This window comes from Enterococcus sp. S86.2, from assembly GCF_059834485.2.
In genome coordinates this window covers 2,022,931-2,045,780 of the sequence record NZ_CM206813.1, presented here as the reverse complement: position 1 = coordinate 2,045,780, position 22,850 = coordinate 2,022,931, and the positions used below count along the sequence as shown (strand labels likewise).

General features: G+C 37.8%; 21 protein-coding genes, 1 pseudogene and 1 riboswitch. Of the genes and pseudogenes, 16 read left to right on the top strand and 6 right to left on the bottom strand.

Annotated elements, in window-relative coordinates:
- Positions 1-7 precede the first annotated feature (7 nt).
- From AC6R0T_RS09685 to AC6R0T_RS09625, 13 genes are all read left to right on the top strand, one after another.
- On the top strand, positions 8-910 hold the full coding sequence (locus AC6R0T_RS09685; protein ID WP_206902514.1) for a carbohydrate ABC transporter permease: 903 nt from the start codon (positions 8-10) through the stop codon (positions 908-910).
- A 5-nt stretch (positions 911-915) separates the two neighbouring features.
- Complete coding sequence (locus AC6R0T_RS09680; protein WP_303754606.1) at positions 916-1,545, top strand: YesL family protein; 630 nt, start codon at positions 916-918, stop codon at positions 1,543-1,545.
- A gap of 30 nt (positions 1,546-1,575) precedes the next feature.
- Entirely contained in the window at positions 1,576-3,708 is a 2,133-nt protein-coding gene (locus AC6R0T_RS09675; protein ID WP_303754607.1) for a GH92 family glycosyl hydrolase, read from the top strand.
- A 59-nt stretch (positions 3,709-3,767) separates the two neighbouring features.
- A complete protein-coding gene (locus AC6R0T_RS09670; protein ID WP_303754608.1) occupies positions 3,768-5,750 on the top strand; it encodes a glutaminase domain-containing protein in 1,983 nt (660 codons plus the stop codon).
- Between the two features lie 389 nt (positions 5,751-6,139).
- Positions 6,140-7,189: an AbrB family protein gene (locus tag AC6R0T_RS09665; RefSeq protein WP_526159889.1), complete on the top strand. Its 1,050-nt coding sequence runs from the start codon at positions 6,140-6,142 to the stop codon at positions 7,187-7,189.
- A 137-nt stretch (positions 7,190-7,326) separates the two neighbouring features.
- A riboswitch (TPP riboswitch) is annotated at positions 7,327-7,427 on the top strand.
- Positions 7,428-7,646: 219 nt separating this feature from the next.
- Positions 7,647-7,943, top strand: coding sequence for a thiamine-binding protein (locus AC6R0T_RS09660; RefSeq protein ID WP_206902518.1), 297 nt, complete (start codon positions 7,647-7,649; stop codon positions 7,941-7,943).
- Complete coding sequence (locus tag AC6R0T_RS09655) at positions 7,912-8,679, top strand: ABC transporter permease (RefSeq protein WP_303754609.1); 768 nt, start codon at positions 7,912-7,914, stop codon at positions 8,677-8,679. The genes AC6R0T_RS09660 and AC6R0T_RS09655 overlap by 32 nt, the downstream gene beginning before the upstream one ends.
- Entirely contained in the window at positions 8,676-9,677 is a 1,002-nt protein-coding gene (locus tag AC6R0T_RS09650) for an ABC transporter substrate-binding protein (RefSeq protein ID WP_303754610.1), read from the top strand. Before AC6R0T_RS09655 ends, AC6R0T_RS09650 begins: the two co-directional genes overlap by 4 nt.
- Positions 9,677-10,423 carry an ABC transporter ATP-binding protein gene (locus AC6R0T_RS09645; protein WP_303754760.1) on the top strand — a complete coding sequence of 249 codons (747 nt, stop codon included), beginning with the start codon at positions 9,677-9,679 and terminating at the stop codon, positions 10,421-10,423. Before AC6R0T_RS09650 ends, AC6R0T_RS09645 begins: the two co-directional genes overlap by 1 nt.
- Before the next feature lie 470 nt (positions 10,424-10,893).
- Positions 10,894-12,996: a molybdopterin oxidoreductase family protein gene (locus AC6R0T_RS09640; protein ID WP_303754611.1), complete on the top strand. Its 2,103-nt coding sequence runs from the start codon at positions 10,894-10,896 to the stop codon at positions 12,994-12,996.
- A 3-nt stretch (positions 12,997-12,999) separates the two neighbouring features.
- A complete protein-coding gene (locus AC6R0T_RS09635) occupies positions 13,000-13,410 on the top strand; it encodes a 4Fe-4S dicluster domain-containing protein (RefSeq protein WP_206905375.1) in 411 nt (136 codons plus the stop codon).
- The gene (locus AC6R0T_RS09630; protein ID WP_303754612.1) at positions 13,410-14,642 is read left to right on the top strand and encodes an NAD(P)/FAD-dependent oxidoreductase; all 1,233 of its coding nucleotides are present in this window, start codon (positions 13,410-13,412) and stop codon (positions 14,640-14,642) included. The genes AC6R0T_RS09635 and AC6R0T_RS09630 overlap by 1 nt, the downstream gene beginning before the upstream one ends.
- Positions 14,643-14,934: 292 nt before the next feature.
- Positions 14,935-15,921, top strand: coding sequence for a TDT family transporter (locus AC6R0T_RS09625; RefSeq protein WP_303754613.1), 987 nt, complete (start codon positions 14,935-14,937; stop codon positions 15,919-15,921).
- Positions 15,922-16,167: 246 nt separating this feature from the next.
- Here AC6R0T_RS09625 and AC6R0T_RS09620 read toward each other — a convergent pair whose 3' ends face one another.
- The 4 genes from AC6R0T_RS09620 to AC6R0T_RS09605 form a co-directional block, all read right to left on the bottom strand.
- Positions 16,168-16,803 (bottom strand): ATP-binding cassette domain-containing protein, encoded by a 636-nt coding sequence (locus AC6R0T_RS09620; protein WP_206905308.1) that lies wholly within the window; start codon positions 16,801-16,803, stop codon positions 16,168-16,170.
- A complete protein-coding gene (gene modB / locus AC6R0T_RS09615) occupies positions 16,804-17,433 on the bottom strand; it encodes a molybdate ABC transporter permease subunit (RefSeq protein ID WP_526159299.1) in 630 nt (209 codons plus the stop codon).
- An 83-nt stretch (positions 17,434-17,516) separates the two neighbouring features.
- A complete protein-coding gene (gene modA / locus AC6R0T_RS09610) occupies positions 17,517-18,302 on the bottom strand; it encodes a molybdate ABC transporter substrate-binding protein (RefSeq protein ID WP_303754614.1) in 786 nt (261 codons plus the stop codon).
- A gap of 15 nt (positions 18,303-18,317) precedes the next feature.
- The gene (locus AC6R0T_RS09605; RefSeq protein ID WP_303754615.1) at positions 18,318-18,863 is read right to left on the bottom strand and encodes an NTP transferase domain-containing protein; all 546 of its coding nucleotides are present in this window, start codon (positions 18,861-18,863) and stop codon (positions 18,318-18,320) included.
- 77 nt (positions 18,864-18,940) lie between these two features.
- On the opposite strand from AC6R0T_RS09605, the gene AC6R0T_RS09600 reads away from it, so the two are divergent.
- From AC6R0T_RS09600 to moaC, 3 genes and pseudogenes are all read left to right on the top strand, one after another.
- Positions 18,941-20,182, top strand: a complete 1,242-nt coding sequence (locus AC6R0T_RS09600) for a molybdopterin molybdotransferase MoeA (protein WP_303754616.1) — start codon at positions 18,941-18,943, stop codon at positions 20,180-20,182.
- A 32-nt stretch (positions 20,183-20,214) separates the two neighbouring features.
- Positions 20,215-20,466, top strand: a pseudogene (locus AC6R0T_RS09595) (molybdopterin-guanine dinucleotide biosynthesis protein B); the annotation flags it as partial.
- Between the two features lie 204 nt (positions 20,467-20,670).
- Positions 20,671-21,147 (top strand): cyclic pyranopterin monophosphate synthase MoaC, encoded by a 477-nt coding sequence (gene moaC, locus AC6R0T_RS09590; protein ID WP_303754761.1) that lies wholly within the window; start codon positions 20,671-20,673, stop codon positions 21,145-21,147.
- A 118-nt stretch (positions 21,148-21,265) separates the two neighbouring features.
- Here the strand turns inward: moaC and AC6R0T_RS09585 are convergent, their stop codons facing one another.
- Both AC6R0T_RS09585 and AC6R0T_RS09580 read right to left on the bottom strand, forming a co-directional pair.
- Positions 21,266-21,733 (bottom strand): MogA/MoaB family molybdenum cofactor biosynthesis protein, encoded by a 468-nt coding sequence (locus tag AC6R0T_RS09585; protein WP_303754617.1) that lies wholly within the window; start codon positions 21,731-21,733, stop codon positions 21,266-21,268.
- Entirely contained in the window at positions 21,723-22,739 is a 1,017-nt protein-coding gene (locus AC6R0T_RS09580) for a HesA/MoeB/ThiF family protein (RefSeq protein ID WP_303754618.1), read from the bottom strand. Before AC6R0T_RS09580 ends, AC6R0T_RS09585 begins: the two co-directional genes overlap by 11 nt.
- Positions 22,740-22,850 lie beyond the last annotated feature (111 nt).

Below are 22,850 nucleotides of genomic sequence, written 5' to 3'. Positions count from 1 at the left end.
GAGCAAAATGGAAAAAATGCGATACATCTCAACAAAATCAGATAAAGTTTTTGATATCGTCAATATTGTAATCATTACATTGCTGACTTTAATTTTGTTATACCCGATTGTTTTTGTAGTAAATGCTTCTTTTAGTAATCCTAATAAAATTTACGAAGTGCCGTTATTACTTTGGCCCCGTGGATTTAATGTTAAAGGCTACACTGAAATTTTAAAAAATAAAGACATCTTAGTCGGTTTTAAAAATGCTGTTATTTATACAGGGTTAGGAACATTGGTAAGTGTTGTAGTTACAACATTAGGTGCGTATCCACTTTCCCGGAAAGATTTACGCGGACGTTCAATGCTGACTTTATTTTTCACAATTACAATGTTCTTTGGCGGTGGCTTAATTCCAACGTATTTGGTCAACCAACGATTAGGTATCATCAATACGTTGTGGGTAATGATTTTGCCGGGGGCTGTGGGCGTTTACAACATGATTTTAATGCGAACTTATTTCCAACAAAATATTCCTTCTGAATTAGTGGAAAGTGCTTATATGGATGGCGCTAATGATTTGCAGCTTTTATATAAAATCGTACTGCCACTTTCAACACCAATCATTGTGGTCATCGCAATGTTTAATGGAGTAGGACGCTGGAATTCTTACTTTGATGCCATGATCTATTTACGCGATCGGGCGCGCTTCCCATTACAATTGATTTTGCGAGAAATTTTGATACAAGGACAATTTGGTGATGACGTGAACCAAACATTGGTAGGAAGTGCTCAGGCGGAATTAATGATGTTGAAACTAACATTGAAATACAGTGTGGTTATTGTCTCTACGTTACCAGTGTTACTGTTTTATCCAATTGTTGCCAAGTATTTTGAAAAAGGTATTTTAGTCGGAGCTATAAAGGGGTAAGAAAAGTGGTTAATAAAATTTATGAAGTTTTTAATCGAATTTACTATTTAATGAAATTAAATGGATTGTGGCTGTTATTTACGCTTTTAGGTGGCGTCGTGCTGGGGATTATTCCAGCAACGATTGCACTGTATGCTTGTATGCGACAACAAATTCGTTATGAATCAGAAAATCATTTGTTTCAAATGTTTAAAAAATATTATGGCGAGAATTTCCGCCGTAGTCTACTATTTAGTGCCGTATTTACCGCTATTGCATTATTCTTCTTAGGTGAAACGATCGTCTTAGCTAATGCAGGCGCAGGAAATCTGTTATTAGAAATTGCGATTAAAGCGACCCGCTTGCTTTTGATTTTAGGCGTCGCGATGTTTTTCCCAATCTTTGTTCACTTTGATGTAAGAGGCGTAAAAACGATTTTGCAGCCGATGCTGTTTTTACTGATTTGTCCTTTGGAAGTCATCTATATGGCGGTGATTTTTATAATCGTTAGTTTGTTATTTGCCATTAGTCCGCTTTTGATTCTTTTTATCGGTGTTGCATTACCTGCTTACGGAATGAGTCTTATTATGTTGAAAAAATTTGAACGGTTAGAAAAAAATATTAATTTAAGTGATTTTGCACAAGCCAATCGCTAAAAACGAACGTAAATTTAAAGGAGTCTCTAGATGGATATTAATCAAATCGACACCCGCCATGGGACTAGCAATTCTTTTGAGTTATCCCGTGGAAACTGTTTTCCCTTCACCGGTGTGCCATTTGGCATGAATTATTTTGCCATTGAAACCCATGAAGACAACTGGTGGTTTCATCCTGAAGCAATGCATTATCGCGGATTTCGTCTATCACATCAACCTACGATGTGGGCAGGAACAAAAGGTGATTTTTGCTCTTTACGAATTTTACCGTTTACTAAAAATACAAAAGGCTTGGTTGTAGTACCTTATGCACCACAGCAATCTGATTTTCATCCTAATTATTTAAAAATCAAGCAACCTAACAATCAATTAGATACAACTTTGATCCCATCTGATTATGGTGCCATTCTAACCATGGACTCACCGCAAAATAACAAAGGTGTTATGATTAGTTTTCCAACTGATGGGAAAATTACAAAAGCACAAGGGCATTTAATCGAAGGTTATTCTATGCAGTTACACGTTCATCGTACTACGCCGTTGAAATTTTATTTCCGTATTGAAGTGAGTGAGGAAATCACCCATTTTAGTGAAAAAGACGGCGTTTATGAAATCTGCTTTGCCGATGCAAAAGAAATTGAATTACGTGTCGGGACTTCATTTATTTCTGCTGAATTTGCCAAAAAAAATCTGCCTCAAACAGAAAAATCAGTACAGTTGCAACAAGTAACGAGCCTTTGGAACGAGAAACTGGCTAAAATTAAGGTATCTGATCAAGATAAAGAAAAGGTGAAAACCTTCTACCATAACTTGTATCGTACTTTTTTATACCCACAACGCTTATACGAGTTTGATGAAAATAATCAACCACTTCATCGAGATGCTTATGCTGATGAAGTAAAGCCAGGTTATTTATACATGAATAATGGTTTTTGGGATACAGCCAGAAGTGTTTACCCCTTATTTTCTTTAATTGAATTAGACGAATATGAAAAAATATTGGCGGGCTTCTTAAATAGTTATCGTGAAAGTGGCTATCTGCCAAAATGGTTGGCACCTGAAGATTCTGGGGGCATGCCAGGAAATTATATTGACGCGGTTATTGCAGATGCGGCTGTAAAAGATATTGCGGCCGAATTAATGCCAGAATTTTTAAATGGAATGCTGCATTCTGCAAATCAACAAGAAAAAAATCGTAGGCAAGGACGTTCTTATGCCGACGAGTACAATACGTATGGTTATGTACCGTCAGATTTACACGAATCTGTCAACCATACTTTGGATTACAGCTATAGTGACTACTGTATTGCTAAAGTTGCCGAAAAATTAGGTGAAAATGAAACAGCCGAAATTTTCATGACACAATCTACACGCTATCAAAACTTATTTTCAGTTGAAGATAAGTTCATGGTAGCAAAAGATCGCCAAGGACAGTTTAAAGAAAATTTCAGCCCTTTTTCTTGGGGTGGCGACTATACAGAAGGTTCAGCGTGGCAATCAACATTTGCTGTTAATCATGATATTGCGGGTTTAATCGCATTGTATGGTGGAAAAGCGGCTTTTGAAGAAATTTTAGTAACGCTTGCCAATACACCGCCAGAGTATACAGTGGAAGGCTATGGTCATGTGATTCATGAAATGGCAGAGATGGAAGTTAATGGTTTTGGCCAGATTAATGTGGGCAATCAACCAAGTTTCCACTTGCCTTACTTGTTCCACTTCATAAACAAACCGTATTTTGCACAGCCACTTTTAAAACAAGCTATCAATCGGTTATTCTCTGCAGATTTTAAAGGCTACCCTGGGGATGAAGACAATGGTAGCATGGCCTCTTGGTATATTTTCAATGCATTAGGCTTTTATCCATTTTGTCCAGGAAGCGGTGAATATCTAATCGGGATGCCAAACTTTGATGAAGCCATTATTCATTTGGCTAATGGAAATAAGGTCAAAATTACAACGACATTAAACTATCCGCAACAGCAATTTATCCATCGTATTACAGAAAATAAAGCGGATTTTAAAACGTGTGTGATTGCTCATGATGAATTAATCAAAGGAAAAGATTTTAACTTTGAATTAGGAATGGTGCCGAATTCAAAATGTTTTGATGAGACTGTGCCAGCTAGCATCCGCAAAAGAATGGTGCAAACAACAAGCTAAGAATAAATGAAAAAAGTTTAAAAGAATGATTTTAGATGTAGAAATGGAGTTAGTAGAAGATGACAAAAGTAAACCGAGGAGCTTCAATTCCTCTGATTTTAAGCGACCCTTATTTTTCAATTTGGTCTCCAGCCGATCGTTTAACTGATTGTGACACGCAAAGTTGGACCGGTAAAGAACAACCTGTGCGGGGCTATATTCAAATAGGGGATGCTACGTATCGTTTTATGGGAGCAGATGATCTTATTCCTGCTATTGCCCAACAAGACCTCGAAGTGACAGCAACCCAAACAAAATACACGTTTGCAAATGAAGTAGTTCATTTAGAGCTGACTTTTTCGGTCGATTTGGACTTACAGGATTTACAAAAAATCAGTGAACCGGTAACGATGATCACAGTTAAAGCGGACGTGAAAAATGGTGAAAAAGCCGCAATTACTTTTGCATTTTCAGAAGAAATCTGTCGCGATAAAACACAAGAGCCACTTCACTGGCATAAAATTACGACTGATGATGAGAAAATGGTTTGGATGGGGAAAAGACGTCAAACACCATTAGATTCAACTGGCGATCTGATTGATATTGATTGGGGTTATCTGTATCTAGCAGCTCCTAGTAGTCTTGCAATTACGTATCAAAAACAGCGTGAAATGCTACTAGCTCATTTTCCGATTCAATCCGGCCAAGCAACTACCATTTTAGCGGCCTATGATGATATTCATGCGATCAATTATTTTGGCACAGCTTGTAATGCTTTATGGAAAGAAAATTACAGCGGTATGTATGACTTGTTGCAAAATTACTTAATAAATTTACCCGTACGGTTAGCAAACTGCCAAAAAATCGATGACAAAATTCAACAAGCCTCCATAACTTCTGGTGGGAAAACATTGGACTTTATTACCGCATTTAGTTATCGACAGTCAATTTGTGCCCACAAATTAATTCGTGATGAACAAGGGGAAATTGTCTTTTTGTCCAAAGAATGTAGTTCAAATGGATGCATTGGGACAGTAGATATCAGCTATCCTTCACTACCGCTTTATTTACTTTATCAAACAGAATTAGCCAAAGGAATGCTACGTCCTGTTTATAAATTTGCTGCTTTGCCAGTTTGGGAGTTCGATTTTGCCCCACATGATGTAGGGCGTTATCCATATGCAACAGGACAAGTATATGGAGAGATAACCAACCAAGGCGATGAAGGTTGGCCAGATCGCGGCGCTTATGGCACAGTTTATGATTATTATCAATTACCAGTAGGTCAAAATGTGTACCATTATGAGCAGCAAATGCCGATAGAAGAAAGCGGCAATATGTTGGCCATGGCAGCTGCAATTTATTTGCGAGATGGAGACGATCAATTTTTTAATCAGCATTTAAAAACGAATTTACGTTGGGCCGATTATTTAGCAACTTTTGGTCAGGATCCAGAAAATCAACTATGCACGGATGATTTTGCCGGACATTTGGCACATAATTGTAAGTTATCATTAAAAGCGATTACTGCACTTGCAATGTTTGGCAAAGCACTGCTAGCAGCAGGGTATGAAAAAGAAGGGGCACTTTATTCAAAACGTGCAAAAGAAATGGCCACTATTTGGCAAAATACGGCAATAGCAAATGGGGAACATACACCGCTTTCTTTTGACAGACCAGACAGTTGGAGTATGAAATACAATATTGTTTGGGACAACTTATTTGAGCTTGGCTTATTTCCAGCACAACTAATGGAAAAAGAGATTAAGAAATATTTAGCAGAAGCAAATGAATTTGGTATCCCATTGGATGAACGGGCGGATTATACTAAGGCAGACTGGATTATGTGGATTTCAATTTTTGCCCAAAACGAAGAAGAAATGGAAAAAATCATTCAACCTGTGCGCCACTATTTAGAAAATACGCCAAATCGCGTTCCATTTTCTGATTGGTATGATACGAAAAATGCCAAGGTCATGAACTTTAAAAATAGAACAGTGGTGGGGGCCATGTTTATGCCACTGTTAAAACAAGCGCTAGTTAAAAACTTAGTTAAGGCATAAGTAAAAGCTGAGTAAAACGTCCACCTGACTTTTTGCTCAGCTTTTTGTTTTGCTTGAAAATAAAATGACAAATAAATGAAAGTCATATTTCCTTTTTTTATTTTGTTTTTTTCGTGTTCTTTTTAAATTTGCCAACCACAAAGTAAAAAAGAAAGAGTAAAATTCAAAGTGATATATTTTTGCTCACTGTTACACAATTGGATTAAAGATTTTTTATAAAGTGAAAATCCCATATTTGAAGTCGCCTTTTTTGCAGCCATAAAATTATCTAAGGCAAGCTGTCTAAGTAGCTACTAAGAGAAAAAGAAATTATTCTTATTTGGCAAGTAAACGTAATGGTAAGCACAGTTTTAATTGTGACATATTTTTAGAAAGCAGGTTTATAAATGATTGTAAAAATAATAGAAACTTTGATTGTCGGCATGGTAGGAGGTTTAATAGCAAGGAAGATAAAATTACCCGCTCCTTTTATGACCGGCAGCATGTTGGCGGTCGCTTTATTTGCAATCTTTTCTGAGCAAATGTATATGCCAAATAATCTAAAAACTTTTGCCCAAATAATTAGTGGTGCATATATCGGGCAACAGGTAACGAAAAATGACTTACTTAATTTTCCTAAATTGGCAAAATCGATCGTGTTTTTGATGACCTTATTTACGCTGAATATGTTTATTGTGGGTTTTTTAATTCATACTTTTTTCTCAATTGATTTAATTACGGCCTTGCTTTCCTGTATGCCCGGAGGAATTATGGATGTGTCTTTGATTAGTATCGATATGGGCGCACAAGCTGAGATAGTCGCAACGATGCAACTGGTGCGTTTAGTCGGGATGCTGCTTATTCTTCCATACTGGATTAAGCTGCTGCTTGATCGCTTTCAAAGAAAAGAAGATACTTTAAAATCATCGGAGGCTAAAAAAATTGTTACACAGCTGCCTTTTGGTACAAGTGATTTTATTGTCAATGACGGTCTTATTTTGATTATCGCAAGTATTGGAGGATTGATTGGTTTATCCCTTCATATACCGGCGGGGGCGTTAATGTTTTCGTTAATTTTTTCCAGTATTTTGAAAATAATAAAAAATACTGCGCAACTAAACACGAATATTCGCTACATTGCCCAAATTTTTGCTGGGACAATCATCGGCAGTACCTTTACACAAGATAGTTTAAAAGAAATGAGTCGCTTATTTATTCCGGCACTTTTATTATTAGGAAGCTACTTAATGATAAATGTATTGTTTGGTTACCTTGTATCTAAAAAAGGAATTTTAGATTTAAAGTCAGCATTATTTGCTTCTTCTCCTGCTGGGGCGACAGATATTTCCTTAATTGCGGGGGAATTAGGTGGCGACATGCCTAAAATTGCGGGTATTCAAATTTGTCGCACCTTGTACACTATCATCGTTTTACCCAATATTGTTCGCTGGCTTACGTAACACCTGAAATTAGCAGGATGGAAATGTGCCGTGTAAAAATTTTTTTGGTTCACTGTTTGGAGGGGAATAAAATCGCATTTAAGTACTTTCTACCAAAAAACTTGACCAATCTATTTTTCTTTGTTAATTTAAGTGCAACCGAATATGTGGGGAGCTGTAATGGCTGAGAGGAAGTTCGACTTCGACCCGTTAACCTGATTCAGATAATGCTGACGTAGGTAAGGAGTTTATTTTGGTGTGCAAAGTAGGTCATCACGGACTTTTGTACAGTTGAATAATATAACTTTTGTCTCAGTATCGTCTTATGATACTGAGATTTTTTTGTTCTCAAAGACTAGAGTTTGAATAAAGTGCAAAAAGTTTGCTAGTGGCTGTTTTATTGAATCAAATCTTTAAAAGAAATTCATTTAGCTCATGCAGTTCACGTATCGGTAAAAAATAATGGAGTGTGAAAAAAATGGACGCAAGTATCGCAATTCAAGTTTTACCAAAAGTAGAAAGTAAAAAAGAAGTCATCGCTATTGTAGATGAAGTCATCGACTACATCAAAAGTACAGGGTATACCTATCAAGTAGGCGCTTTTGAAACAAGCGTTGAAGGAGATTATGAAGGCTTGATGGAGCTAGTGAAACAATGTCAATTAATTGCTGTTAAAGCGGGAGCGCCAAGTGTTTCTGCCTACGTAAAAATTGCGTATACGCCAAAAGGAGATGGGCTGACCATTGCCGAAAAAACGGATAAACACCAACATTAATTTAATTCCCGTTGCCACTATACTAATGATTTTAGCAGTGTGGCAGTTTGTCACAGTAAAAAATATTGTTCCAGCATTTATGTTACCCAGTCCTAAAGCGGTACTGCAAGCTTTACTAACAGACTGGCCTCAGCTAGCGGCAAATGCGAAGGTTACGTTGTTAGAAGCCATCTTAGGACTTTTAGCAGGTGTTTTACTCGGTTTTGTTTTGGCAGTTATTATGGATCACATCCATTGGTTGAAACAAGCGATTTATCCTTTACTAGTTTTAAGTCAAACAATTCCAACGGTTGCTTTAGCTCCCTTATTGATTATTTGGTTGGGATTTGGGATGTTGCCAAAAGTTGTGTTGATTATTTTGACGATCTTTTTTCCGGTAGCGTTAAGCTTGTTAAATGGCTTTGCGGCCATTGATCCGGATGAAATTTTATTATTGCAATCGATGGGGGCGAAATCTTACCAGATTTTTTGGCATATTAAGTTGCCCGCTAGTTTAGGTTCATTTTTTGCCGCATTAAAAATTGCAGTCACGTATGCCTTAATCGGAGCTGTGGTATCAGAATGGCTAGGCGGTTTTGAAGGTCTAGGGGTGTACATGACCCGCGTGAGAAAATCTTATAGTTTTGACAAAATGTTTGCCGTGATTTTTCTCATTTCAGCTTTAAGTCTACTACTTTTAGGAGCTGTTTTAGTGTTAGAAAAAATTTCGATGCCATGGAAGAAGGAGCAAAAATGAAAAAATTAATCAGTGGTATTTTATTGGTTACAACGTTAATAACATTAGGTGCTTGTCACAGTGGACAAGCAAGTAAAAAAGAAACAAAACTAGAAAAAGTGACGTTTGTTTTAGACTGGACCCCAAACACCAATCATACCGGCTTATATGTCGCCAAAGAAAAAGGCTATTTTAAAGAGGCTGGCTTAGATGTTTCCATCGTCCAACCTTCTGATGGAGACGCTAGTATGATTGTCGCTAGTAACAAAGCACAATTTGGTATCTCTGCTCAAGATTCTTTGGCCGCAAATTATGTTTCCGCGAAACCTTTACCAATCACAACAGTGGCTACAATTTTGCAGCACAATACATCAGGTATCGTTTCGCGAAAAGGTGAAGGAATAAATCATCCTAAAGGTTTGGAGAAAAAAACCTACGCAACGTGGGATTCACCAATTGAAAAAGCCATGATCAAAGATGTCATGGCAAAAGATAATGGCGGCGATTTTAATAAAGTGAAATTAATTCCGAATACAATTGTTGATGAGCCTCTCGCTTTGAAAGAAAAACAAGCCGACGCCATTTGGATTTTTTATGGTTGGGGAGGCATTAAAGCGGGGGTTGATAATGTAGCAATTGATTATTTTAACTTCAAAGATATAAATCCTGTATTTGATTACTATACACCAGTTATTTTTGCGAACGACACGTTTTTAAAAGAAAACCCCAAAACAGCTAAAAAATTCTTAGCCGCCGCTAGCAAAGGTTACGAAGATGCTATCAAAGACCCGCAGGCAGCCGCCGCTATTTTATGTAAAGAAGTTCCAGAGTTAGATAAGAATTTAGTTCAAAAAAGTCAAGCTTGGATCAGTCAGCAATATAAGGCAGAGGCCAAATCATGGGGCTATATCGAGCCTAAACGGTGGAATGCCTTTTATGATTGGTTATCAGAAAATAAATTAGTTGCTAAAAAAATACCGGAAAATACTGGTTTTACCAATGCGTATTTAAGTGAGTGATGACAGTGGGACTAACAGTTGAGCGGATAAATAAAAGTTACGGGAATAAAGATGTGCTTGCAGATATTTCCTTGCATGTTCCTGCTGGCAAAATCGTCAGTTTGCTTGGACCCAGCGGTGTTGGAAAAACGACACTATTTAATCTGATTGCTGGCTTGGAGTTGCCAGATAGAGGTAGTATTCAGTTAAATAATGAAGAAATAACAGGTAAAAGGGGAAAAGTATCTTATATGTTGCAAAAAGATTTATTGCTTCCCTATAAAACAATGGAAGAAAATCTGGCATTGCCCTTGATTTTAAAAGGTGTAAAGAAAAAGGCAGCCTTAAAAAAAGTGGCAGCATACTTACCTGAATTTGGGCTGTCAGGGGTTGAAAAAGTCTATCCCAATGCTTTATCTGGTGGTATGCGACAACGGGCTGCGTTGTTGCGCACGTATTTATTTTCAGGAGAGTTAATTTTATTAGATGAGCCTTTTAGTGCATTGGACGCGATAACAAAACGCGATTTACATCAGTGGTTTTTGCAGATGCAAAAAGAATTTTCATTGACGACCTTGCTGATTACCCATGATATTGACGAGGCGATTCTTTTATCTGACGAGATTTATCTGCTGGCTGGCTCTCCAGGAGTGATACGAGAAACTATTACAGTTTCTCGTCCGGAAAATAAGGAAGTCGACTTTTCTTTAACCCCTGCTTTTCTTGATTACAAACGCGCTATCCTGCAAAAAATGCAAACAAATTAAAAAGTAAGGCCGAAACAAAAGAACATAAATACTCACTTGTTGATTGTCTTTTTAGACAAAGACTGGATGTATTTGTGTAATATCTTTTGTTGCGGTCTTTTTTTATTCCGATAAAGAAAGTGTGAATTTTTCACAAGAAGAACTTCGGTTTGGCTGTATTAACACTACCGATCCTTTCAAATTGCCAGTTTCATACACCAATCCTTCAACTTTTCTTGCCTTACTGTTATTACAACAAAATAGATTAACAGCAGAAAAATCTATTTACTCCAAGTGATAATCATTCTCAACTGGTGTTATTTAATTTGCCTTATAAATGGATTTTTAGTCTGTTAACTAGGGAGTTCCCTAATGATAGTTTGTTTTTTTTTGCTATAAAATAAAAGAGAATTAGAAAATATGCCGCGCTGCATTATTTTTTTTGATTAACAAGTGAAAAATATCACGAATAAAAATTAAGGGGACGAAGTATGAAAAAAACACAATCCACCTGTAATTATTGTGCACTAGCCTGTAATTTAGATTTCTACACAGAAAATGAAGAAATAGTAAAAATTATTCCTACGCCGGGATATCCGGTTAACGATGGCTTTTCTTGTATTAAAGGTTTGCGGTTAAACCGCCAACACCAAGAATTCAAACCAGATCCAAGACCAAGGATAAAACAAGAAGATGGTAGTTTTACTTATGTCACTTGGGAAGATGGTCTAAAAGATACAGCCGCTAGATTAAAAGAAATCCGCGCAAAATATGGTCCGGAAAGTATCGCAGGAATTAGTACAGGTCAATTGACAATGGAAGAGATGGCATTATTTGGTCATGTAATGCGAACGTATCTAAAAGGAAATGTGGATGGCAATACGCGGCTTTGTATGGCAACAAGTGTGGTTGCCCACAAGCAAGCTTTTGGTTTTGACGCACCTCCTTATACCTTAAAGGATGTGGAATTATCCGACACCATTATTTTAATTGGTGCAAATCCAGTTGTTGCACATCCAGTTTTTTGGGGAAGAATTCGCGCGAATAAAATTGCCGGTAAAAAAGTAATCGCCATTGATCCGCGCATGTCTGAAACAGCGAAAAAAGCCGATATCCACTATAAACTAAAAGCAAAAGCTGACTTAAAGCTCATGTATATTTTGGCGAATTTACTGATTGAAAAAGGCTGGCTTGATGAAAAGTATATCGAAGCACACACGCAAAAATTTGCGGAATACCAAGCATTTTTAAAAGATTATCCACTAAGTCGTGCAAATGAAACCGGATTGACTGAAAGTGAAATTGAAGAATTGGCGCAATTGATTCACGCTGGTAAAAATGTTTCCTTCTGGTGGACGATGGGAGTTAATCAAGGGTATGAAGCGGTGCGGACTGCACAGGCAATTATCAATTTAGCACTAATGACAGGAAATATGGGCCGTCCAGGTACCGGAGCGAATTCATTAACAGGGCAATGTAATGCCATGGGTTCTCGCTTGTTTAGTAATACGACCGGCCTATATGGTGGTGGTGAATATGATAATCAAACAAGAAGAGAAATTGTTGGAACTGCTTTAGGAATTGAGCCAAGTTGGCTACCGGAAAAACCGACGTTGCCTTATAACGTAATTATTGAAAAAATTAATGCCGGGGAAATCAAAGCCTTGTGGGTTGCCGCAACAAATCCAATTCATTCTTGGACCAATAGCGATACTTTTAAAGAAGCCATGTCTAAATTAGAATTATTAATCGTTCAAGATATTTATGATGACACTAAAACTTCAGCTAGTGCGGATGTTTATTTCCCAGTCGTACCTGGAACAAAAAAAGAAGGTACGCTAATTAATACAGAGCGCAGACTATCTCCAATGCGCCCGGCTTTAACTTTAGGTGAAAATGAAAAAACAGATTATCAAGTCTTTTATCAAATGGGTCAAGCTTTGGGGATGGAGGCAGAAAATCTATTGCATGGTTGGGAAACGCCGGCGAAAGCTTTCAATTTAATGGCAAAATGTTCAGCTAATATGCCCTGTGATTTTACCGGTGTGACCTACGCAGAATTAGAAAATTCTAAAGGAGTGCAATGGCCCTACACACCAGCACATAAAAAAAGTAATACCCCAGATGAACGCCGTTTATATGAAGATGGTCAATATTATACGCCAACGAAAAAGGCCAATTTTGTCTTTGAAGCACCAGTTGAAAACCCTGTTGCTTTATGTGATGAATTTCCATTACTTTTAAATACCGGGCGTGGAACGGTTGGACAGTGGCACACACAAACGAGAACCCGTGAGATTTTAGAAGTGCAAGATGCCGTGGAAAGAATGGCTTATGTTTTAATGCATCCGCAAAAAGCTAGCGATCTAAATGTAAAAAATAAAGATATCGTTTATGTATCTTCTATGAATGGCCACAGCGAAAAATTTGAAGTTATTGTTTCGCAATTTGTAAATGAAAATGAATTGTATGCCCCGATGCATTATATTGAAGTCAATCGGTTGACGCCATCGGTTTATGACGCGTATTCAAAAGAACCGTCCTATAAATCCACGCCAGTGCGTATCGACAAGGTTGAAAAGGAGTCTGTTTAAAAAATGAAACGAATCAAGATTGATCGTAATAAATGTATCAGCTGTTTAACTTGTGTCACCGCTTGTTCTGTGGCTCACAACGGGGAAGATCCTCGTAATCGCGTTGTCGTCAGTGATGAAGGGGTGAATTCTCCCATTTTTTGTCGCCACTGTGATTTACCTGAATGTGTGTATACTTGCATGACAGGTGCAATGTATAAAGATTACGAAACGGGATATGTTTTATATGATAAAGACAAATGTGCGAGTTGTTATATGTGTGTCATGGCTTGCCCTTATGGGGTATTAAAAGCCGATCGACTGCAGCACAAGGTTATTATGAAATGTGATATGTGTTTGGATCATCCAAGCAAGACACCACAATGTGTAGAAAAGTGTCCAATGCAGGCAATTACACTAGAGGAGGTTAAATAATGGAATACGTTGTAGTTGGTGCTTCTGCTGCTGGGATCAATGCTTTAAAAACATTGGCTAAGCTAGCGCCAAATGATAATTTAACTTTGATTTCAAAAGACGAAGCCATTCACTCCCGTTGTATATTGCATCACTATTTGGAAGGTTCACGAGATGTTTCGCAATTGAATTTTACTGACGCCAATTTTATTGAAAAGAATAATATTCGTTGGCTAAAAGGCGTTTCCTTAACTGCAATTGATACAAGTACACAAGTATTAACTTTATCTGATGGTAAAAAAGTTGTGTACGATAAAGTTTTACTTGCAACAGGTGCTTCGACATTTTTTCCACCGGTTAAAAATATTAAAGACGCCGCTAATGTAATTGGGTTGCGGAATTTAGACGACGCCATTTTTATTAAAGAAAAATTGCCACAAGTAGAGAACATTGTTGTCATGGGGGCGGGACTTGTTGGGATTGATGCAGTCGAAGGTCTGCTTCATTACGGCAAGGATTTAACTTTAGTCGAGTTCGGTGATCGCTTATTACCAATTCAATTGGACCATAAAGCTTCGCAAAGATATCAGGATGCCTTTGCAGCATATGGCGTGAAACAACGGTATAATACCGCCGTTCAAGAAGTTTTAATGGATGAAACAGGCAAGGTCAAAGAATTAGCCCTATCAGATGGGACAACAATTCCCTGTGATCTATTGATTGTCGCTACAGGTGTTCGTTCCAATGTACAATTTTTAGAAGGTACACCCGTTGAAACGGATCGTTTTGGCATGTTGTTTAATCCATTAGGAGAAACAAATGTTGTTAATGTTTATGGTGCCGGTGATGTATCCGGAAAAAATCCAATCTGGCCCGCAGCAGTTAAAGAAGGAATTATTGCCGCAAGTAATATGGTGGGACAAAAACGTGTATTAACAGACTTTTTTGCCAGTAAGTCAACTATGACTTTCTTAAAAATCCAGACCATGTCCCTAGGCTCGCCAATTCCTGCGGATGATACTTACCAAGTTGAAATAAGGGAAAGCCCTGGTCAATATAAAAAAATTATTCATAAAGATGGAATTATTACAGGAGCAGTTATTCAAGGAGATCTATCTTACAGCGGTATTTTGACGCAATTGGTCAAAGAGCAAATTCGGATTGATAAATTGGAAAAGTCTGTGTTTGACATTAATTATTCGGATTTCTTTAATATGACGGAAAACTTTGAATTTGGTTTTTGTACAGATTAAAAATTTAAGTGGGCATTGTACTTTAAGGCTGTGACAAGTGTAGAGCTAGCATCTGATTAGGTAGAAATAAGGTTATTTTTAAATAGCGGAATACTTCTAGTTTGATGCTATCAGAGTATGAAGCTGAGATCATGGAAATTTGAATGTGGAAACGTCACATGATTTCAGCTTCATTCAAAAGTAGTATGCATACCTTTAAGCTACTAGCATTACTTGCTCACTTTTTAACAAATAACACAGCGGATTTTTCCGTGAAAATAGTTTTTTATTAAGCCGATAGGAGCGTGAAGTTATGAAAAAAATGATTCAAGGATCTGATAAACTACCGGTAGGCGCGGTGGCTACCACAGTAGGTTTATGTACATTAGCCAATGCTTTTAATGCCATTGGTTTTAGTGGTATCCGCCATCTTGTTATGTGGTTTGCACTAATCGTGTGGGTTTTAACAATCAGCAAAATTGTATTGCATTTTGATACCTTTAAAAAAGAATATACACAAGTTGTCCCCGGCAGTTTATACGCTGCGGTAATGATGTTAACGGCAATTTTATCCAGTTATATCTATCCTTACTTGCCAACGTTGGGTATTGGTATGTGGTATGTGGCAGTGGTAGTACACGCAGCTCATATTTTGTTTTTCACCTGGCGCAATGTAATCAGAGAATTTAATCTTAATACATTTTTACCTTCTTGGTTTGTTACCTACGTGGGAATTTTAGTCCCAGTGGTGGTGGGAACAGCTTATGGAAATCCGATTATTTTAAAAGCTTTATTGGGCTATGGTTTTGTAATTTCTGCTATTTTGGTGCCGGCCATGTTTATCCGTATTTTGAAATTGGGCATGGCAAGCCAAACAGAATTAATGAAAACTATCTTTTTAGCACCACCTAGCCTGTGTTTGGTTAGCTATTTTAACTTAACGGCACAACCAAACATGATGCTTGTAACGTTTTTATATGCGTTAATTTGTTTGATTTTCTTATATATCTTAAAAAGTCTGCCAAATTTTGTGAATCGACCATTTGATGGCACCTTTGCTGCTCTAACTTTCCCGATGGCCATCAGCTTAATCGCGACATTGAATACGGCACGTTTTTTAATCAATGTGGGACATACAGCGCCAGGGAATTTTTTCAATCAAGTTTTTGGTGCAAAATTATTTTTGATCACGTTAGTTATTGGGTATGTGGTGTATCACTTTACCCACAACTTTGTATTGGCAACTGTTAAAAAGCCTGTTACAAAAGCAAGTATTGAAGAAGTTGAAGTTGTCGAATAAATAGAATAAAGATGATAAGAGCTGTGATAAATCTCCAGCTCTTTTTTTATCGCAAAAGAAAATGTGAGTATTTACAAAAAAATTAGAATAGTAGTAGTTTTAACAATGTCTGGCTTTACAAATTCGCTTGCTGGCAATTAGTGCAAAAAAAGACACAAAGAAAGATTCTTTGTGTCTGTGAGCATAAACGCCCCTGCCAAGGTAATTTTACTATAACAGTTTTTTTATAGGATACAAGGATAAGTTTTATTTTACCCGGACAATTTCATCAGCCATGGCTTCTAATTCATCACGATGGTGGCTAACGATAATGGCTGGGATTTTTTCAGTTGCTAAAAGCTCTTTGGTTAATGTGATAGCCTCTTGCCTCATTTCATCATCTAAGCCATTAAAGGGTTCATCCAACAGTAATAATTGGGGGCGACTATACAAGGCACGTGCCAAAGCAACTCGCTGTTTTTGTCCGCCGGAAAGTTTGTAGATGGGCTGTTTTAAAAGACTTGTGATATTCAAACGGGTAGATAAAAAGCTTAAGTAGTCACTAGCAGGGGGTGTTTGTTTTTTCTTCACAGCTGTTTTTTGACTAAATAGAATATTCTCTGTGACATTTAAATTAGGAAATAAAGCTACATCTTGCATCACGTAGGCTAAATTTCGTTGATTGGTGGGTAATGAAAAGTTTTTACGGGTATCTTCCCACGTTACGTCGTTAAACGTAAGTTTGCAATCATCGGCTGTAATAAGGCCGGCAATGGCGTTTAAAATAGTTGTTTTGCCCACGCCGGAAGGACCGCTAAGTCCCGTTACCGGAGCAAAAAAATCATAATGAAAAGTCAGATTTTTAGGAGTTAGTTGGGTTTTAATTTGCAGTTTTAAACTCATCTAAAAGCTCCTTTTTTGATAATAGGTAAGTAGTTGAATGAAAAGCAGTAAAATAATCCCGATAACCACGTTAATAAAACTTAACGTATAGGCTAAGTTTTGATTTCCTTGTTGGACAGCAAAATAAATGGCGGTAGCAAGGGTATCTGTTTTACCTTCGATGAAACCTGCGACCATTAAACTAGCGCCAAATTCTCCTAAGCCCCGGCAAAAAGCTAGGATAATACTTGCAACCAGGCTGTGCCAACAGTTGGGCAAAATAACGCGCCACAAGACTTCACGCCGATTTGCTGACAGCGTTTTGGCAACGGCAATCAAGTTTTTAGGAACGGCCGCAAAGGCTCCTTTTAATCCTTGAAATATTAACGGTAAAATCACGATGACAGTAGCCAAAGTGGCACCTTGTAAAGTGAAAATTAATGAGAAATTGACTTGTTCCAATAACTGACCTAAAACGCCATAACGGCCAAATAACTGTAATAAATAAAATCCAACAATCGTTGGGGGTAAGACCAAGGGAAGTAAAAAAATAATTTCGACAATTTTTTTGCCGCGATAAGGATAATAAACATCCCAATAGGCAAAGGGCAATGCAATTAAAAAGGCGATAATTGTCGCAACTGTCGCCACAATCAGGGAATGCAGGAGTGGGCTTAGCAAATAGTTCAACTCCTTTTCTCGTAGTTACGCGCAATTGTAAGGGTATATTATTCTTATTGCGCCATAGTAAAGCCATATTTTTCTAAAACTGTTTGACTTTCTGATTTGCCTAAGTAGGTATTGAATTTTGTGACTGCCGCTTTATTTTTGCTGTCTTTTACAACGCCAGTATAGTATAAAATATCTTCGTGCAAATCATTTTCCACATCTGCCAAAACGGCAACTTTATCACTGGTAAGGGCATCTGTCTTGTAGACAAAACCAACCTCTGCATTGCCTGCTTCAACATAGGCTAATACTTGGCGTACATCACTGGCCATAACAAGGTGCTCTTTGACGGCATTATATAAGACAGCTTTTTCCAAGCTTTGTTTTGCATATTGTCCAGCTGGAACGGTTTCTGGGTTACCGATGGCGATTTTTTTGGCATCAGCTACAATAGTTGCCAGATCGGCTTTCTTGCGATCATCTTGTTTGTTTTTGACGATTACCAAAGTATTTTCTAACAACTTATTTTCAGCTTCCAATTTGCCAGCTTCAATTAATTTATCTGTATCGGCTTTACTTGCTAATAAAACACCATCAATGGGGGCGCCAGCGACAACTTTTTCACGAATTGCACCAGAACCACCATAATCAATATCTAAATGAATGGAGGGATTGGCCTTTTCGTAATTTTTTTCAATTTCACCTAAGGCATCTTTTAAGCTCGCTGCTGCTGAATAGTGAAGGGTCACTTCTGGTTGCGGAGAAGGTGTTTGTGCAGCATCTTTTTTAGTGCAGCCGGCAGTACCTAACGTTAGCAGAAATAATGGAACAAGTAAGACGATTTTTTTCAAGTTAAGCGCTCATTTCTATAATGTATTTTGATTTACCACGTTTTGATCGGCAAAAATTTGGATGGCTAAAAGATAAGTTAAAAAATTTTTCATTCGTTTGTTTTTTGTTAAAAAGTACGTCAGGTCATCTTTACAAAAAGACAAATGGGCTACCGTGTAGTGATTCTTCTGGTTAGCATCTTGTAAGTAGCAATTACGTTTTGAAAGAAGCGCAGACAAACTATCTTGGCTAATATCAGGATAATCTACGGCGAGGATCAAATAGTCTTGTCTGGTAGTCCCACACTGATTTTGACATGCCGCCGCATAAAGTGCGCTTAAGGGGCCGCAGTCAATAAATGGAAGACAGTCTGTCAGCACGATCGCAGATTTTGGCAATATGTTTTTTAGCGCTTGCTGATTATTAGCATTGCCGCAAATAAAAACAGTATCTGTCAGTGCTGCAAGTTTTTGATAGGCCAAACAAACCCAGTACTCTTTATAAAGTGCATCAAAATATAACGCCTTATCGCTACCAAAACGACTGGAGTGACCACCGGCTAAAATAATTCCAATTGTCATAAAATCCCCCTTTGCCAAAAACTCTTCGTTAGTTTATCATAGGGCAGAAGTCAGAACAGCTAGGGAGTTCCCTATATGTGAAAAAATACGCAAGTGAAGGTGAAGATATGTATTTAAATCGAGATGTTATTACATTGGCACAAGCAAAAGAAAGATTAGCAGCAGTGGTACCCAAAAAAATAACACAAGAAAAACAAGTTGAAGAAACGTTGGGATATATTTTAGCCCAAGATATAATAGCCCCTTTTCCACAACCGGCTTTTCGCCGTTCGGGTTATGATGGCTATGGTATTTTAGCTGAAGATGATCACGATTATCCGATTACCTTAACACTTGCTGCTGAAGTGCCAGCCGGATCTGAACTGAAAAAAAAATTACAGCCAAAAGAAACGATCCGAATTATGACCGGAGCAAAAGTTCCTGATGAAGTTGCAAAAGTTATTATGCTGGAAAACACCCATATGTTAGCTGACGGAAAAGTTGTGATCAAAGCAGGTAGCCGTAATGATAATATAACCCCAATTGGAGAAGAATTTGAAAAAGGGACAGTTTTACTGACAAAAGGAACGCTCATTAATGCGGGGGCAATTAGTTTGATGTCAGCCTTTGGTTTTGCGACTTGCTTGGTTTATAAGCGGCCAAAAGTAGCAATTCTAGCGACCGGGACAGAATTGTTACAGCCAAAAGATGCTCCTGTTGCTGGAAAAATTTACAATTCGAATGGGCCTTTATTGGAAGCCTTAGTAAAAGAAAATGGTGGAAAAGTCGTCTATTGTGGGCAAATTGCTGATGATATAAAAAGTCTTGAAGAAAAGCTAGACGACTTAGCTAAAAAAGCCGATCTAATTTTGACTACCGGTGGTGTTTCCGTGGGGGATTTTGATTTCCTAGCAGTTGCGGCCAAAGAAAGTGGGCAACTATTGTTTAATAAACTTGCCATGCGACCAGGTAGTCCCACTACGGCGTTTGTCTATGAAAAAACGCTAGTCATGGCACTTTCAGGTAATCCAGGAGCTTGTTTTACTGGCTTTTATTTATTATTTGAGAGTTTATTGCAAAATATGCAAGGAAATTCCACTGAAATTAAAATTACGAAGATGAAATTGGCGCATGATTATCAAAAGCCAAATAGTTTTGATCGTTATTTACGGGGAACGTGGGAAGAAACTGCGACCGGCAAAGTGGTCTCATTAGTCGGCAGCGATCAATCCAGCGCCTTAGGAAACTTGCATTTGACAACCTGCTTTTTTAAAATTCCCCATGATACAGTTGTGACTGCAGGAACGGAGGTAGAAGTTTGGTGCTTACCTTACAAATAATTGGCAAGAAAAAAAGTGGCAAGACCACAACCATGATAAATTTCATTCAAGCAAGTCAACAGTTAGGCTTAAAAACAGCCGCGTTTAAACATACCCATCATAGTGTGGCAATGGATGTAGCAGGTACAGATACGGCGCGCTTTAGTGAGGCGGGAGCAGATCAAGTAGGAATGCAGCAAGACGGTGGTTTTTTTTTGCATGAAGTACGTCAGCCTGAAAAAAAAGTTTTGTTAGCGACTGAAATCAATGATTTTGTTCGACCACAAACAGATTTGGTTTTAATAGAGGGCTTCAAATGGGAAAAATATCCCAAATTATTGTTGTTGCGTCCACAAGATGAAGTTGCTGATTTTTCAAAATTTGGTCCCTTTGATTATGTGGGGACGATTTTTCCTGAAAATAGAGGTGCAAAATTAATAGATTTAACCTCTAAGGAGAAAAGCCAGACTTGGTTTGAAAACTGGGTCAAAGAACAGGAGCAAAGACAAATGAACAATGAATTAACGCATTTCAATGAACAAGAGCGGGCAAAAATGGTAGATGTCACCGACAAAAAGGTAAATTACCGGATGGCAACGGCACAAGCGACAGTAAAAATGACCCAAGAGACGTTACAACGGATTAAAGCAGGCCAAGTAAAAAAAGGGGATGTGTTAGCTGTTGCCCAAGTAGCAGGTATTATGGCAGCTAAAAAAACGAGTGAATTAATTCCGATGTGTCATTTGCTACTTCTAAGTGGCGTGGATATATTATTTACCGATAATGAAGTTGATACGTTGACTATTCAGGCAACAGTCAAAGTAAATGGGCAGACAGGTGTAGAGATGGAAGCATTAACGGCGTGTCAAATTACAGCATTAACAGTTTACGACATGTGTAAAGCAATGGATAAGAGCATGGTGATTACTGACTGTCACTTGGTAGAAAAAATTGGTGGTAAAAGTGGGCATTACACCAAGCAATAAGCAACACTTAGTTTTTTAAAGAAGAAATAAATAATCCCAAATGGACAATGCAACGTAAAAAGTACAAGTTGCGGTTCATTTGGGGTGTTTTTTATTCATCATAAAAAATGAGTAGCGCTTATTTTCGGCGCTCTTTTAATAGATGGACTAATTCTGGTAAGATGAGTTTTTCCATGCCTAACTGACAAGCCTTCGTGGAACCAGGTAAACAAAAAAGCAAAGTATCATCTTGGGTAAAACCCGCTAAAGCGCGAGAAGCAAGGGCGTGGCTGCCAATTTCTTTAAAGCTAAGATAACGAAATAATTCCCCAAAGCCCGGTATTTCCTGCACTAGAAGTGGTGTGATGGCTTCAAAGGTGACATCACGTTTGGCGATACCGGTACCGCCATTTAAAATAATTGCGTCGCTATTAGTCACCAGTGAGCCGACCCCATGGGTAATTGCAGCGCAATCATCTTTAACGATAATATGTCGGGATGGATTGAAATTCTTTTTTGTTAACAATTCAAAAATCAGCTGGCCGGAAAAATCATCTGCAAGACTACGGGTATCGCTAACGGTAAGGATACTTACATTAACTTTCATGGACAATTAAAGCTCCTTTTACAAGATTGTCTAAATACGGTTGAATCGACTTGCTAGTGGTAAAGCCATAAAAATAAAGACGGCCGTTGGGAAATAAGGTGAACTCATAGGCATCCCAAGTAAAGCGAGCAGCTAATGGATTTTTCTTTAATGGCAACTGCTGTTTTTGACAAAAGTGATCAATTAGAAAGAAAGTAGCTGCGGGTATTTGAGTGGAAAAGACATTTTGACCGCACATTTTTTTTATCGTAAAATTTTGTGGAGCGTTTTTTAATTCTGTTTTTTGGCAGTATTTACAATGAGCTTGTTTTTTTACTTTAAAATTTTGTAACTGGTAAGACCAAGCATCGATATAAAGCATTTCATCCCAGATAACTTCTTTTGGATTTGTGATGATTTTTAAAGCCAGACTGACCTGGTAACTACTAATCATTGGCACTAAAGGTGTTATGACGCCTAATAAATCACAATCTTTTTGAATAAGAGCGTCTAATTGTGGCAATGCACAACCTAAACAAGGGGCATCGACAGGATTTATAGCCATCACCTGACCACTTGTGGCCGCCAGCGCAGCAAAAACAAAAGGAATTTTATAGTAGTGACAATAGTTATTGATTTCTTCACGAACCTGATAGTTATCAGAGCAATCTAAGATTAAATCAGGGCAACTTTCTTCTTGCAAAATGTAATCGCTGAAACTTTCTTTATAAGCAAAAATCTTCGCACTGCTATCAATTTTACTTAAAGCATTTTTTGCAGCTTCGACTTTGGCAACGTTATTTGTGGCATCAGCTTCGGTAAAAAGGGTTTGCCGTTGTAAATTACTTAACTCCACATAGTCAAAATCCAGTAAAGTCATTTTTTTAATCCCCATGCGCAGCAGCTGTTCTGCTGTATAACTGCCAAGTGCTCCGCAGCCAACGATTAAAACGTGGACTAGGGCAATTTTTTCTTGGCCGCAGGGGCCAATTTTTTTGACTCGGATTTGACGATCGTATCGTTCCATGACAACCTCCTTAAAAAATAGCGATAGTAGTAGCTAAAAAGACAAAAATTCTCACGTTAACATAACATAAGAATAAAAAAAAGGGAATTGGGGAGTGCACTTATTTCTTTT

Coding starts and splice junctions, on each gene's coding strand:
- AC6R0T_RS09685 (WP_206902514.1), top strand. CDS start 8: ATGGAAAAAATGCGATACATCTCAACAAAATCAGATAAAGTTTTTGAT.
- AC6R0T_RS09675 (WP_303754607.1), top strand. CDS start 1,576: ATGGATATTAATCAAATCGACACCCGCCATGGGACTAGCAATTCTTTT.
- AC6R0T_RS09670 (WP_303754608.1), top strand. CDS start 3,768: ATGACAAAAGTAAACCGAGGAGCTTCAATTCCTCTGATTTTAAGCGAC.
- AC6R0T_RS09660 (WP_206902518.1), top strand. CDS start 7,647: ATGGACGCAAGTATCGCAATTCAAGTTTTACCAAAAGTAGAAAGTAAA.
- AC6R0T_RS09650 (WP_303754610.1), top strand. CDS start 8,676: ATGAAAAAATTAATCAGTGGTATTTTATTGGTTACAACGTTAATAACA.
- AC6R0T_RS09645 (WP_303754760.1), top strand. CDS start 9,677: ATGACAGTGGGACTAACAGTTGAGCGGATAAATAAAAGTTACGGGAAT.
- AC6R0T_RS09640 (WP_303754611.1), top strand. CDS start 10,894: ATGAAAAAAACACAATCCACCTGTAATTATTGTGCACTAGCCTGTAAT.
- AC6R0T_RS09635 (WP_206905375.1), top strand. CDS start 13,000: ATGAAACGAATCAAGATTGATCGTAATAAATGTATCAGCTGTTTAACT.
- AC6R0T_RS09630 (WP_303754612.1), top strand. CDS start 13,410: ATGGAATACGTTGTAGTTGGTGCTTCTGCTGCTGGGATCAATGCTTTA.
- AC6R0T_RS09625 (WP_303754613.1), top strand. CDS start 14,935: ATGAAAAAAATGATTCAAGGATCTGATAAACTACCGGTAGGCGCGGTG.
- AC6R0T_RS09620 (WP_206905308.1), bottom strand. CDS start 16,803: ATGAGTTTAAAACTGCAAATTAAAACCCAACTAACTCCTAAAAATCTG.
- AC6R0T_RS09605 (WP_303754615.1), bottom strand. CDS start 18,863: ATGACAATTGGAATTATTTTAGCCGGTGGTCACTCCAGTCGTTTTGGT.
- moaC (WP_303754761.1), top strand. CDS start 20,671: ATGAACAATGAATTAACGCATTTCAATGAACAAGAGCGGGCAAAAATG.
- AC6R0T_RS09585 (WP_303754617.1), bottom strand. CDS start 21,733: ATGAAAGTTAATGTAAGTATCCTTACCGTTAGCGATACCCGTAGTCTT.
- AC6R0T_RS09580 (WP_303754618.1), bottom strand. CDS start 22,739: ATGGAACGATACGATCGTCAAATCCGAGTCAAAAAAATTGGCCCCTGC.